Genomic DNA, 12,880 nt, shown 5'->3' with positions numbered 1-12,880 from the left:
AATTGTAATGCCACTTAGAATATCTGTTGATAGCAATGAATATGGTTATTATTGACAATTTGCATAAATAAAAAAGTAATTGTTTGGTTTCATTTTAGGTTACTGAAAAAGTTAATGATGGATGAAAAAAACGCTAGTCCTAAATTTTATTAAAGGACTAGCGTTTCTTATTATATAGAGTGGATTGTTGCAAAGTATGGTGCTTGACCGTGACGGAAGTAAGTTAATAAATAGCTGTTTTTTTGTACAATTTTGCCATTTGAGAAATTTTGGTAATCTACATGGTGCGGAATAATGAGCGTATGTTTAAACAACTCTTTTTCAGATAGATTGAAGCTGGCGAATTCCTCACCTGCAATTGCAGGGTTTTCACGTAAGGCAGCATAAAGTGCTTTCTGTTGCTCCACTGTAGGGCGCTCCTTCCACCATAATTTACGTGGCTGGAACTGCTGTGCCATTAAATAATCTAGTTGCATTAGGCTTTTAATGATAGTTAAATTAGCACCCTCTACAGTTTCTAAAAACATTAATAAACGACGGAATAAATCTTCGAGCTGATGACCGATACGAGACCAACCTTTTGTTTCCCAATAAGTACCGAAGTTTTGGAAGAAATCAAATGGTGTTTCAAACACTTCAGTTACTAAGTATTCAATCGTATGATCCATACGGTGATCGTTCCAATATTTCTCAAGTACATCCTCTGCATGTTTAATGCGTACTATATCATCAAACGTTAAGACATTGTTTGAGAAAATTTCGTAAGGAGATTGGTCCACATACGTATAGCCGAATTTTTCAGCCTCTAGACGAAGGCCTGTACCACGCAGAAGTTTTAGGAATCCAAGCTGTAATTCTTCTGGTCGCATTGCGAAAACATCATTAAAGGTTTGACGGAAGCTTGCATAATCCTCCTCTGGTAAACCAGCGATTAAATCTAAATGCTGATCAATCTTTCCACCTTCTTTGACCATCGTCACTGTACGCGTTAGTTTTTCAAAGTTTTGACGGCGCTTCACAAGAGTATTTGTTAAATCATTCGTTGACTGAACACCAATTTCAAAACGGAACAGACCTTTTGGTGCGTTATCATTTAAAAACTGGATCACTTCAGGACGCATAATATCTGCAGTAATTTCAAATTGGAATACGACCCCTGGCTTATGTTCGTCGATTAAAAATTGGAACATTTCCATGGCATAGCTGCGGCTTATATTAAATGTGCGGTCGACAAATTTAATAGTACGTGCACCATTGTCCATCAAGAATCGAATATCTTCTTTTATTTTTTCTCGGTTGAAATAACGAACACCTACTTCAATAGAAGATAAACAAAATTGACAGCTAAATGGACAGCCTCTACTTGTTTCAATATATTGAATTCGTTTGCTTAAATGAGGGAGATCCTCTTCAAAACGAAATGGACTTGGTAATTCACGTAAATCTATTTTTGGTGCTTGTGCGTGTATGCGTACTTTACCATCCTCTAAGTAGCAAATCCCTGGAACATCGTCCAATGCAATTTCTCCATGAAAATAGCGTAGTAATTGTTTAAAGGATGTTTCTCCTTCACCCATAATAATGAAATCAACCTCTTCAATTTTACGTAACCAATGGTGGGCATCATAAGAAACTTCAGGTCCACCGAGCAAAATTTTAACATTTGGACAGACAGTTTTTAACATCTTGATGACGTGAATGGTTTCTTCAATATTCCAAATATAGCAACTAAATCCTACAATATCAGGTTTTTTTTGGAACAAATCTGATACAATATTAAAAGCAGGATCTTTAATTGTATATTCTGCAATAATTGGATTAAATTCTGGTAAAGCTGCACCTTTTAAATAACGCAATGCTAAATTTGTGTGAATATACTTTGCGTTTAAAGTAGTTAAAATAGTATTCATGCAATAATCTTCCTTTCAATTTCTAATTGTAACAGTCAAGTAGCTGTCATACAATATAATCCTTTTTACCTATTTATTTTGTGAACAGTTCGTGAAATAATTTTAAATACTTAAATTTACTAAATTTTGTAATAATAGAATCGTACAGTCATAAAGTATAGTAAAGGCTCAAAATTCGAATAAGGGGTTATTTACTCTATTGAAAGGTTCGGTGAGAAAGTTGAAGCAAAATGATATTAATCAATGTTTTGAAAATCTTATGACAAGTACTTCGTCACCAACACTTATTCTTAATAAAGTAGGAAAAATTTTGAACGTGAATGAGGCTGCTGTTAAACTTTTTAACCTCAATTCAACGTATTTTGGCTATTTAACTATGGACGAGCCATCTAATTTAAATTGGGCGAAGTTCGTTAAACAATTAGAAAGCGAGTTAAGATCAGAAGAAATCTTCAATATTCAAACAGCTGGTAATGAGTTTGAAATGATGTCCTTTAAATGTTTTTATGATCCAAGCACTGAAGAAATTGTTGCGCAAATTTCAACGTTAAATAATGACATAGCTCATGAATTATATGTTAGCCAAGAGCAGGAGAGATCACAATCTTTCAATGCTTATGATCACTTACCGTACGCTGTTATTATAAGTGACGCTAGCGGGATAATTCTTGGGCTAAATAAGTATGCTGAAATGTTTTTAAGAATAGAAAAATCGCTGCTTCTTCATAGGGCACATCAGCACATATTCGATACATTTACATTGAAGAAGGGTCAAATTACAACATACCTTTCTAAACTGATGGGTGAAAAGCATGCGAGTATTCATGTAATTGATGAAACTATAGTTACTAGCCCTTGCTATTATGAAATTTCAAGTATCTTTGATGAATATAACAATATTATTGTCACAGTCATTAATGATGAAACAGAAAAGAAACAACTTCAACATAAAGTTGAACATCAACAAGCTTTAAATGTTGTCGGTCAAATGGCCGCAAGTATCGCCCATGAAATTCGTAATCCATTAACTTCTTTAAAGGGCTTTACCGAATTGTTAAAGTTAAATGCTGATGAAGAGTCACGCATGTATTTATCTGTCATCGATAGTGAGCTCCAACGGATGGAACAAATTTTATCCGAGCTTTTAGTATTGTCCAAGCCAACAAGTATGAAAGTGGAATTATTAGAGCTAGATCACATTGTGAAGCAAGTGATTGAGTTTATGCTTCCAGATGCGCTTATGAAAAATATTATGATTCAATACATTTCTCCTTCTACACAAGTATACATTGGTGGCAATGAGAATCGCTTAAAGCAAGTATTCATGAATCTTATTAAAAATGCGATGGAATCCATGAATAATGGTGGAACGATCACAGTAGAAATGAATGCTATTGACTGTGCGATTGTAGAATTACTGATTAAAGACGAAGGTACCGGTATGGACAGTGCTACCCTTCAAAACTTATTCCAACCTTTTTACACGACGAAATCAACAGGGACAGGACTAGGCCTTGCTTTCGTGAAAAAGGTGATTGAAGAGCATGAAGGTGTAATAGGTGTGAATAGTGAATTACAGAAGGGGACATGCTTCCACTTACAATTCCCGATTTACACATTTAATCAGATGGATACAATGGATGTTTCCACGAAAGATTCTGCTTATTTAGTAACATAAGAAGAGTCAAAATGGTAACTTAAACCACCGTAAAAGGCTTAAAATCAAATATTGCTTTTGACAATGCTTTTCTAATATCGCTATAATGGCATGTATAAAACGCGAATTGAGAGGAAAAGGATATGACGTCAGAAGAGATAAAGCAATCTTTAAAATTATATATAGTATTATCACGTGCACATAAAGCGATTAATGAGACGACCCATCAATTTTTTCAAGAGAATGGATTAAACCCTACTGAATTTGCTGTATTAGAGCTTCTTTATCATAAAGGAAGACAGCCATTACAGCAAATTGGCAATAAAATTTTGCTAGCTAGTGGGTCTATTACGTATGTCATTGACAAACTTGAAAAAAGAGGGTATTTATTGCGTGTCTCATGTCCATCAGATCGCCGTGTTACCTATGCAGAAATTACGGACAAAGGTGAAGCATTTATGGGAGAACTATTTCCAAAACATGAACAGCATTTACATGAATTGATGAGTGTATTATCTGTTGAAGAAAAAGGTCAAGCGATCACTTTATTAAAAAAATTAGGCCTGTCTATTAAAGACTTATCTTATTAAAAAGAGTTGTCTCAATGAGTTTGAGGCAACTTTTTTTATGGAACGCAACGTGTTATTGTGGAAGAAGTTAAAGTACTCCAACAACCCCCTCTTAAATCCTTAACGTCAAAGATAAGGAAGGAGCGAGCGCAATCGAAGGCTAAGTATCCTGACCTGTGTTAAAGCCCCCATGATCGCTCCTAGCCGCCCATCTGACATCACCTAGCCGGAACGAAAATCAGCCTCACATTATGCTATAAACCCTATTTAAAATAAAGGAACTGTTAAAGTAGAAAATTGATATTTGGAACCTGTTCAGCTTCTTGAAACCTTAACACCGTCAACATAAAAAAGACTATAGAGCAAACAAGTTTGTCTACAGTCTTATTTGAATAATTATTTTTTAGAAATAGTTGCTGCCATTTTAAGCATAGCATCTGTTAAATCTAATTCGTCGTTATCGTGAATTGTTAGTTTTGTAATTAAACCGTCTTTTTCAAAAACAACGCCGATTACTTTTTCTTTCTCTGCTTCAAAATGTACAACATAACCCTCAATGTTTTTAACATCTTTAAATGCAGCTAAATCTTCAGAAGATAAAGATGATGGTTCACCAACAGCATTCATATAATCTTGCATAGATGTTTTTGCATCTTCGTAGCTTGTTTGTGATGCATCAATAGATTCGATACGCATAAATACTTCAGCATTGTCATTAGAAACTAACATGTCTTTACCTGGTTCTTCTTGTGTAAGTGTAAATCCAGGTAGTTGGTGCACTTTATAGTCTTGATCAACACTTTTAGATTCCGTTGCTTTTTCAGTCTTGTCTACACCTTTTTGTACATATTTAACTTCTTGTTCTTTTTTAGTTGTATTGTCTTTATTATCTGTATTGTCTTTATTTGTTTCATTTGATGTAGGCGTTTCTTGCGATTCATCTACAGTTGTATCCTTAGATGATGGTTGTTGCTGTTCAGTCGGTGTATTTGATGGCTCATTTTTTTGAGCATCAGAATCCTTTGTTTCGGAAGTATTACATCCTACGACTAAAACAGCTGTTAGTAATAATGCAGGTACAGAAAATAATTTTTTTTGCATGAAAAGCCCTCCCTTTCTTAATTAAACGCTGGTAAAGATAAAATGTTTCCAAATTTTAATGTTATCATGTTAAAGGTAACACTAAAAATAATAGTAGTACAAAAACTACATGGGTTACAATAACAAGTGGCATACTTTTACGCCATTCATATAACAAGCCCCAAATAAGGCCGGTTACAAATGCGGCGATCATACCAAGCATAAAACCGCTTAATGCAATAGAGATGGCGCATAAAATCGCAGTTACAATAACAGCAAAAATAGGACGCATAAAGCGTTTCAGCTGTTGTTGAACATAGCCACGCCAAAAAATCTCTTCACCGATTGCAACAATGAATACGAGTAAAATATAGTGCCAAATATTTTGTGGTCCATAGTTTGCTAAAAATTTTTGTACTGACTGTACTAATGAATCATTAATGTATGGTGCAAGCCAATAGCCAAAGCGTATAATACCGTATGTTATTGTACCGTACCCAATACCGAAAAGTAAAAATTTCCACGTAGGTAATTGATCTTCAATTTTACCAGCCAAAATGGCAATGGCAATACATACAAGTAAAGTAAAAGCATATAGGTACCAAAATACAGCTTGGTTAGCAAAGGTATATGCAAGCATGCCATAAACGAATAATAAAGAAAGGAGCAATATTATTGTTTGTTTCGAATTTGTAAGCATTATTCGACCTCCATGCTTTTAATATTATCAAAAAAAAAGCCCCTTATCATCTATAAAGACAAATAGGGACTATTCAGACTATTAAGCCTCGTTTGTATATAAAATTTTGTAACGTTTATGGTTGACGACCGTTTTTTCTTCAATTTCAAGGGAATCGAAATTTTCCATGTATGTTAAATCAACGATCACCGAATTTTCATTTACTTTTTCTACTATACCCTGTAAGCCATCTTTAAACTCGATAATATTTCCAACTTCAGCTATTTTCACAGACAGTCAGCTCCTTCATCGACTAATAATATACAGTTTGCATGAAAAAATGGAAAACGTAAAGCCCTTTTTAAATAATTCATAATTTATTAAACAAAATACTAAGAAGTGAGGAAAAGAAAAATGGAAAAATACGAAAATATGCTTAAACAATTACAAAACGGGGAATTAAAAAGTATAGAGATAGAAAAGGAACAATTTTATGAGTTTCGAGAAGTACTTGTAAAACATCCTTTATTTAAACATTTTAGGGGTGAGGCCAAACAAAATGGACGAGTAATCTATACTTATCAAGAAGTTGCAAGAAGCTAATTTGTCGAACATTGTCGTAAGTTAATGCTGTAAGAAATGAAATATAAATGTATAATAATGGTATGATTATTTGTGTGTGGAGGGTTGTATGAATGGTCAATCTACTCTTGAAACAAATGGAGCAAACTCGTGAAATGATGATTCGCTCAGGTGTAGAGAACGGATTACAAAATGCAAAAACCATTCAACTGAGTCGCAGATTAGATCAGTTAATGAATACTTATTATAGACAGACAGCATTTGAAGAAGAAGAAGATCAAGAAGATTGAAAGAATGTTCCTTCAGAGTATAAACTTTTTAAATAATATGTTTAAAAAGCATTAGTTGGGGAATACTTATTTTGAACACAGCAACATTCTCATTTCCCCCTTTAGAGCAGTGATACCCCATCACTTGCTCTCTTTTTTATTTTGATTTAACTTCTTTCAGCGAGTGTCCAGCACATAAGGTATATAGTACAACTTAATAAAAGGAGTTTGAATTATCGCACTTATTCAACTACACTGAAAGATAAAAATAAGTGCTAATGATTGGTTATGTAGAATCGATAGCCTGGATAAACAAAGGAGTATGTACATATGGGAAAAGAGAGTATTGCATTTATCGGCAGTGGTGTTATGGGGGCAAGTATTATCAAGCATTTATTAAAAAATGGTCATGAGGTGACAGTTTACACACGTACAAAGGAGAAAGCGGAGCCGCTTTTGGCGCTAGGTGCAGCTTGGGCAAGTACTCCGGCAGAAGCATTTAAAAATAAGGATATTGCCTTTACAATGGTTGGATACCCAGCAGATGTAGAGGAAGTTTATTTTGGAGATAACGGTTTATTGCAAACAGCTGAATCCGGCAATATCGTTATTGATATGACCACTTCAGAGCCAACATTGGCAAAGAAAATTTTTGAGCATGCCCAAAAGCTTGGGGTAGAAGCACTAGATGCGCCTGTTTCTGGAGGAGATATTGGTGCTCAAAATGGGACATTATCAATTATGGTTGGTGGTAGCCAAGATACATTTAATAAAGTTTTATCAGTCATGAAACATTTTGGTGAAAATATTGTTTATCAAGGTGAAGCTGGTGCAGGACAGCATGCTAAAATGTGTAATCAGATCGTTATTGCTTCTGGAATGATTGGTGTGTGTGAGTCACTTGCTTACGGTTTAAAGGCTGGACTTGATTTACCAACAGTATTGCAATCTATTTCGTCGGGTGCAGCAGGCTCCTGGTCGTTAAGTAATTTAGCACCCCGTATGATCAAAGAAGATTACGCACCAGGTTTTTATATCAAGCATTTTGTAAAGGATATGAAAATTGCTTTAGACGAATCTAAAAAAATGGGGATTACATTACCAGGTCTAGCACTTGCTTATGATATGTATGACAAGCTAGTGGAAGCAGGCTATGGTGAAAACGGTACACAGGCTCTTTTAAAAGCTTATCAATAAAATACTGACTATAGAGAGCGAAGAATTCTGATTTTAGAAAACCCGAAGTATCATCTTATGAAAGGATGGGTACTTCGGGTTTTTGTCTTTGATAAAGAAGCTGCAGCTTACTAACACACAGAAAATAGCAAACTACGAAACATTACTCTTTATGAAAAAGTTTTGCGTCTAAAGAAAAACTAGATGCTCCTGCAAGTGCAAAGTATAAAGCAATTGCAGCTAAAGCTAAATCAAATTCATATCCAGCTAAGCCGTTTTCGCCGATAAAGCCAATACTAAGCTTCGCCGTGAAAATGGCAACAATCATAGTCACTGTCAATAAAGCGCCAAAAAGTCTTGTGCCTAAACCTAGAATAATTGCAACACCACCGACTAGTTCTATAATGGCAACAATATAAGCCATAAAGCCTGGAATACCTATGGCATCAAAATAATCAGCTGTGAAGCCGATACCACCTTGAAATTTTTGGAATCCGTGGGCGGCAAAAATAAAGCCAAGCACCACACGTAAAATAGTTGAACCGATATTTTGCATAGTTTAATAAACTCCTTTTTTTTTTTTTTTTGTGCTTACATTTCGTAACTTAGTTTATTTTTAAAAACAACTTTTGTCAAGTAACTTAATTTTATTTTTAAAAATGATTTTCGGAAAAATGATATACTGTTATATAAGAACGAAGTACTTAGGAGGCAGGGAAATTGGATCAAAAAAAAATTTGCCCACGATTTGAGAAAGCGCTAAAAATATTAAATCATAGCTGGAACACTCTGCTTATTTATCAGTTATTAGAAGGTCCTCAACGATACTCAACAATTAAAAAACAAATGGGTATTAGCAGTCGCGTGTTAACGGAGAGATTAAAAGAATTAGAGATAGAGAACATTGTGAAACGCACTGTTATTCCATCGACACCAGTAGTGATTGAATACGAGCTAACAGAAAAAGGACATGCACTTGCGCCGGTCCTAAAAGCAATTGAAAAATGGTCTTCTATGTGGGTGAATATAGAAGAATAGTAAAAAGGATATCCAAGCGAGGGGGCTTGGATATCTTTTTTAGGCTGTCTTCGTTGTTCTTCAACTAATCTTTAAGAAGGAAAAATTAACAAAGTGTTGAATTTATATACAGTTAAGTTTTTAGTTGTGTAAGGAGGGGAAACAATGCTTAAACAAATAATTCAAAATTGGAATCAGTATTGTAAAGATGAAAATTTTGTTGGCATAGGTTCTACAAGAAAAGTATATAGAGTTTTGGATTATGTAATAAAAGTGCATTTACATCCAATCGGTTATAAACAATCAAAAAATGAATTAGAAATTTACACTTCAATGGCTGATAAAGGTCTTGCCCCCTTACTCGTTCAGACATACTATGTTGATGAATTCATATCTGTACAAAAATATTACAAACCTTTAGAACTAAAGAATAATCAATCGTATGAGGTAAAGGTTGAAGAACACCGATGCTTGATCCCTAATTTATTTGATGAGGTTTTAGAAATATTAGATAAAAACTTCGACTGCTTTGATTTAAAAGACAGTAGTAATTACGGTTTAAACAATGATGGTAAACTTGTTTTTACCGATTATGGTATGACAAAGAGTTTATATGAAAAAGAGTGGGTTCCATTAGCCGAAGAAGGCATACTTCCGCAAATACATTTTGACTTTTGCAGCGTTTGTGGATTAGAAAAGGAACTCCGTATGTACGGAGACAATGACAAAGACAAACGTTGTTATGATTGTGGTAAGGAATAAAGAGAATCAGTATGTCGGAAAGTTTTAGAAATATTATACATAAACTCCCATGAAGGAACTTAATCATCTTTCATTTTCTGTGGTGAAGTGCTGATTTTTGCGCTCCATGGATGGCTAACGGGGTGGTTTAGTTAAAGAAGGATTTACCAAAGACCAAGTTAATCTACAAAATGTGTAGAATTAACTTGGTCTTTATGTATTAATAGCTACAATCTATATTGAAAACAGCCTTTTTTATTATGAATATGTAATTTTTAGTATTCCGCAGATAAGGCTAAGATTCGTTTATTTTAGAGTGTTAGTCAAGTGAAAATAATTGTATATTGTAAATAGTGTTAATTTTCTTTAGATAAGAGGTATTTTTTATTACATGAGGGAATTTATTTAACTTCTTTCAGCAGAAGTCCCCCACCTCTATGGGTGGTGAGATGAATGCAGTTTTAAGTTACTTTTCATTGGGTGTCCAAACATCCGCTGAAAGAAGTTAAAGCCCCCGGCGGATGTCACGGAATCGGAAAGGAGTTCAATTTAGGATGTTAGCCTAAAATCATCGCATCCATGCGATAACGGCTAACTGACCTGCATCACGCAGGCCTAAGCACAAAGCCGATTCCGGACGCAATTATGCCGAGGCATAATTGATCATATAATAGAGAATGGAAAGGAGGGTTTTATGAAGCGGAATTCAGTAATAGACGCACAGCATCGGAGTCAGTTAGCTCTTTATTTATCACTGCCAATTTTATCGTGGGCATTTTATGATTTTGCGAATACAATATTTTCTTCAAATATTAATACTATATTTTTCCCGTTTTATATGGATGAAGTTTTAGGGACGAATGAGGTAATGCAGCAGGTGGCAAGCACGTTTATTTCTTATGCGAATGCCATTGCAAGCTTTTTCCTCGTCGTTTTTTCGCCACTTTTTGGTGTATGGATTGATAATACAGGCTATAAAAAGAGATTTATAGTGTGGTTTGCATCTATCTCTATCTTTTTCACCTTTATGATGGGTGTTTTTGCAAATCTACAGACGTCAGCGAATTATTCAGGTGTGCCGCTTAGTTTATTTTTAGTTGTAGTCAGCTTTATCATCGCAAAATTTTTCTTTAATTCAAGTCTAGTGTTCTATGATTCAATGATGGGTGATTTAGGAACAAAAGAAGAAATGCCCCTTATTTCTGGCTATGGGGTAGCGATTGGATATCTTGGTACAATTCTTGGACTACTTGTTTATTTGTATGTAGGAAATAGTGGATTCCATCGGGCATTTATTCCAACTGCAATTTTATATTTGTTATTTTCTTTGCCATTATTTTTTATTAATAAAGATACACCGATTCCAAGGTCTCAGCGCAAGCCTATTAAATTTCTAGATGGCTATAAGGAAATTGTTCAGACTTTTAAAGACATGAAGCAATATAAAACTATTTTCACCTTTATGATTGCTTATTTCTTTTTAAATGATGCCATTGCAACAACCATTGCAATGATGGCTGTATATGCAACAACGATTGTCGGCTTTACGTCGGGTCAATTTATCGTGCTTTATTTAGTGTCTACGGTTTCAACTATTATTGGCTCTTTTGCATTTGGTTATATTACAAAAGCAATTGGAGCCAAACGTGCGATTACCGTGGTGGCGCTATTAATGATTGTTGCTTTAACATTTGCTGTCTTTGCGACAGAGCAATGGATGTTCTGGCTTGCAGGTAGTATGTTTGGCGTATCACTAGGATCCATGTGGGTAACATCTAGAACATATATTATTGAATTGTCTCCAGAAGAAAAACGGGGTCAGTTTTTTGGCTTATTTGCATTCTCAGGTAAAGTATCCTCCATTATTGGGCCGGCAGTCTACGGAACGGTCACATTATGGATGAAAGATTACGGAACGCTAGCAAGCCGTGTTGCATTATCGACATTAATTGTGATGACGATAATTGGCCTATTGATACATTTAAAAATTAATGGCTCAAAAGTTGGAGATGACATTTGAAAAAACGTATGCACGCCCAGGTAAGCGCCCTATCGGAATGGAAATCAACCCAATGTTATGATGACAACCCAAGTTCATGATAAAATTGGTAAAAGCAAGTAGGAGAAATGTATTGCCTATGATACAATTGAATTATAAATAGAATTAAATTGAAGTTGAGGAGAAAGGAGCGGGGTTGCTTTGGAACATAAAGGTATATTGTTAGAAAGTGGCACAAATGAGCTAGAGATTGTTGAATTTGAAGTAGCGAACAATAAATTTGGTATTAACGTTATTAAAGTAAAGGAAATTATTCAACCGATTCCAGTAACATTTATTCCACACGCGCACCCGCATGTAGAAGGGATCATTCAATTACGAGGTGAGGTTTTACCAGTAGTTGATATGCTCCGAGTATTAGGTATTCAAAATGCAGAGCGTAGTCCTCAGCAAAAATATATTGTAGCTGAGTTTAATAAACAGCGCGTAGTATTCCATGTAGATAATGTAACGCAGATCCACCGTATTTCATGGAATCAAATCGAGAAACCTTCTGATATGTATCAAGGAGGAACATCACAAGTAATTGGTGTTATTAAGCAAAATGAACAGATGATTTTATTACTTGATTTCGAAAGAATTATGGTGGATATAAATCCGGATTCTGGTATTAGTGTAGAATCCGTTAAAAAGCTCGGTAAACGTGAACGCTCTGAAAAACGAATTTTAATTGCTGAAGATTCGCCATTACTACGTAAGCTCTTATTCGATACTATGAATGAGGCGGGTTATGCGAATGTTGAATTCTTTGAAAACGGCCGTGATGCTTATGAATACCTCGAATCTATCGTCAAAGGTGGTAACGAAGTAGCCGAGCATATTCAATTAGTTGTGACAGACATTGAAATGCCACAAATGGATGGGCATCATTTAACACGTAAAATAAAAGAGCATCCAGACCTCCAAAAGCTTCCTGTTATTATTTTCTCAAGCTTAATTACAGATGATCTTCGTCATAAAGGTGACCAAGTAGGTGCAGAGGATCAAATTAGTAAGCCTGAAATTGCGGAGCTTATTTTACGAATAGATCAACTTATCTTATAAAATTAAGTTTTATCAGGGTTTAACAATAGAGATAAAGGTACTTCACAATATTAATAATGGGTATCCTGAAAGTATATTAATAATTTTAAGAGAGTCG

At 34.9% G+C, this 12,880-nt stretch carries 14 protein-coding genes; 9 read left to right on the top strand and 5 right to left on the bottom strand.

Features of this window, described 5'->3' with window-relative positions:
- Nucleotides 1-170 precede the first annotated feature (170 nt).
- A complete protein-coding gene (locus ACIQ7T_RS18555; RefSeq protein ID WP_402872359.1) occupies nt 171-1,910 on the bottom strand; it encodes a B12-binding domain-containing radical SAM protein in 1,740 nt (579 codons plus the stop codon).
- 211 nt (nt 1,911-2,121) lie between these two features.
- Between ACIQ7T_RS18555 and ACIQ7T_RS18550 the strand changes: the two genes are divergently transcribed.
- Together ACIQ7T_RS18550 and ACIQ7T_RS18545 are read left to right on the top strand one after the other, a co-directional pair.
- The gene (locus ACIQ7T_RS18550) at nt 2,122-3,588 is read left to right on the top strand and encodes a PAS domain-containing sensor histidine kinase (protein ID WP_402872379.1); all 1,467 of its coding nucleotides are present in this window, start codon (nt 2,122-2,124) and stop codon (nt 3,586-3,588) included.
- A gap of 122 nt (nt 3,589-3,710) precedes the next feature.
- Nucleotides 3,711-4,157, top strand: a complete 447-nt coding sequence (locus tag ACIQ7T_RS18545) for a MarR family winged helix-turn-helix transcriptional regulator (protein ID WP_370076880.1) — start codon at nt 3,711-3,713, stop codon at nt 4,155-4,157.
- A gap of 375 nt (nt 4,158-4,532) precedes the next feature.
- Here the strand turns inward: ACIQ7T_RS18545 and ACIQ7T_RS18540 are convergent, their stop codons facing one another.
- The 3 genes from ACIQ7T_RS18540 to ACIQ7T_RS18530 all read right to left on the bottom strand — a co-directional run bounded on the left by ACIQ7T_RS18540 (nt 4,533) and on the right by ACIQ7T_RS18530 (nt 6,186).
- Nucleotides 4,533-5,237 carry a hypothetical protein gene (locus ACIQ7T_RS18540; protein WP_370076882.1) on the bottom strand — a complete coding sequence of 235 codons (705 nt, stop codon included), beginning with the start codon at nt 5,235-5,237 and terminating at the stop codon, nt 4,533-4,535.
- 64 nt (nt 5,238-5,301) lie between these two features.
- Nucleotides 5,302-5,916, bottom strand: a complete 615-nt coding sequence (locus tag ACIQ7T_RS18535) for a CPBP family intramembrane glutamic endopeptidase (RefSeq protein WP_370076884.1) — start codon at nt 5,914-5,916, stop codon at nt 5,302-5,304.
- 81 nt (nt 5,917-5,997) lie between these two features.
- Nucleotides 5,998-6,186, bottom strand: coding sequence for a YkvS family protein (locus ACIQ7T_RS18530; RefSeq protein WP_053483503.1), 189 nt, complete (start codon nt 6,184-6,186; stop codon nt 5,998-6,000).
- Between the two features lie 123 nt (nt 6,187-6,309).
- Between ACIQ7T_RS18530 and ACIQ7T_RS18525 the strand changes: the two genes are divergently transcribed.
- The 3 genes from ACIQ7T_RS18525 to ACIQ7T_RS18515 all read left to right on the top strand — a co-directional run bounded on the left by ACIQ7T_RS18525 (nt 6,310) and on the right by ACIQ7T_RS18515 (nt 7,943).
- A complete protein-coding gene (locus ACIQ7T_RS18525) occupies nt 6,310-6,498 on the top strand; it encodes a hypothetical protein (RefSeq protein WP_100544207.1) in 189 nt (62 codons plus the stop codon).
- Between the two features lie 92 nt (nt 6,499-6,590).
- Nucleotides 6,591-6,767 (top strand): aspartyl-phosphate phosphatase Spo0E family protein, encoded by a 177-nt coding sequence (locus ACIQ7T_RS18520; protein ID WP_132357797.1) that lies wholly within the window; start codon nt 6,591-6,593, stop codon nt 6,765-6,767.
- A 309-nt stretch (nt 6,768-7,076) separates the two neighbouring features.
- Nucleotides 7,077-7,943: an NAD(P)-dependent oxidoreductase gene (locus ACIQ7T_RS18515; RefSeq protein ID WP_370076886.1), complete on the top strand. Its 867-nt coding sequence runs from the start codon at nt 7,077-7,079 to the stop codon at nt 7,941-7,943.
- Nucleotides 7,944-8,085: 142 nt separating this feature from the next.
- Here ACIQ7T_RS18515 and ACIQ7T_RS18510 read toward each other — a convergent pair whose 3' ends face one another.
- The gene (locus ACIQ7T_RS18510) at nt 8,086-8,478 is read right to left on the bottom strand and encodes a DoxX family protein (RefSeq protein WP_370076888.1); all 393 of its coding nucleotides are present in this window, start codon (nt 8,476-8,478) and stop codon (nt 8,086-8,088) included.
- 164 nt (nt 8,479-8,642) lie between these two features.
- Between ACIQ7T_RS18510 and ACIQ7T_RS18505 the strand changes: the two genes are divergently transcribed.
- The 4 genes from ACIQ7T_RS18505 (at nt 8,643) to ACIQ7T_RS18490 (ending at nt 12,783) form a co-directional block, all read left to right on the top strand.
- Entirely contained in the window at nt 8,643-8,960 is a 318-nt protein-coding gene (locus tag ACIQ7T_RS18505; protein WP_370076890.1) for a winged helix-turn-helix transcriptional regulator, read from the top strand.
- Between the two features lie 144 nt (nt 8,961-9,104).
- Entirely contained in the window at nt 9,105-9,701 is a 597-nt protein-coding gene (locus ACIQ7T_RS18500) for a protein kinase (RefSeq protein WP_402872352.1), read from the top strand.
- 673 nt (nt 9,702-10,374) lie between these two features.
- Nucleotides 10,375-11,700 carry an MFS transporter gene (locus ACIQ7T_RS18495; RefSeq protein WP_370076894.1) on the top strand — a complete coding sequence of 442 codons (1,326 nt, stop codon included), beginning with the start codon at nt 10,375-10,377 and terminating at the stop codon, nt 11,698-11,700.
- A gap of 180 nt (nt 11,701-11,880) precedes the next feature.
- Complete coding sequence (locus tag ACIQ7T_RS18490) at nt 11,881-12,783, top strand: chemotaxis protein (protein ID WP_370076896.1); 903 nt, start codon at nt 11,881-11,883, stop codon at nt 12,781-12,783.
- The last annotated feature ends 97 nt before the right edge of the window (nt 12,784-12,880 follow it).

It is taken from the genome of Lysinibacillus sp. NPDC096212 (assembly GCF_044763105.1).
Taxonomy (GTDB): Bacteria; Bacillota; Bacilli; order Bacillales_A; family Planococcaceae; genus Lysinibacillus.
Note: the sequence above shows the minus strand (reverse complement) of the source record. Positions and strands in the feature narration are given on the sequence as shown.

Coding starts and splice junctions, on each gene's coding strand:
- ACIQ7T_RS18515 (WP_370076886.1), top strand. CDS start 7,077: ATGGGAAAAGAGAGTATTGCATTTATCGGCAGTGGTGTTATGGGGGCA.
- ACIQ7T_RS18500 (WP_402872352.1), top strand. CDS start 9,105: ATGCTTAAACAAATAATTCAAAATTGGAATCAGTATTGTAAAGATGAA.
- ACIQ7T_RS18525 (WP_100544207.1), top strand. CDS start 6,310: ATGGAAAAATACGAAAATATGCTTAAACAATTACAAAACGGGGAATTA.
- ACIQ7T_RS18495 (WP_370076894.1), top strand. CDS start 10,375: ATGAAGCGGAATTCAGTAATAGACGCACAGCATCGGAGTCAGTTAGCT.
- ACIQ7T_RS18510 (WP_370076888.1), bottom strand. CDS start 8,478: ATGCAAAATATCGGTTCAACTATTTTACGTGTGGTGCTTGGCTTTATT.
- ACIQ7T_RS18520 (WP_132357797.1), top strand. CDS start 6,591: ATGGTCAATCTACTCTTGAAACAAATGGAGCAAACTCGTGAAATGATG.
- ACIQ7T_RS18540 (WP_370076882.1), bottom strand. CDS start 5,237: ATGCAAAAAAAATTATTTTCTGTACCTGCATTATTACTAACAGCTGTT.
- ACIQ7T_RS18545 (WP_370076880.1), top strand. CDS start 3,711: ATGACGTCAGAAGAGATAAAGCAATCTTTAAAATTATATATAGTATTA.
- ACIQ7T_RS18555 (WP_402872359.1), bottom strand. CDS start 1,910: ATGAATACTATTTTAACTACTTTAAACGCAAAGTATATTCACACAAAT.
- ACIQ7T_RS18535 (WP_370076884.1), bottom strand. CDS start 5,916: ATGCTTACAAATTCGAAACAAACAATAATATTGCTCCTTTCTTTATTA.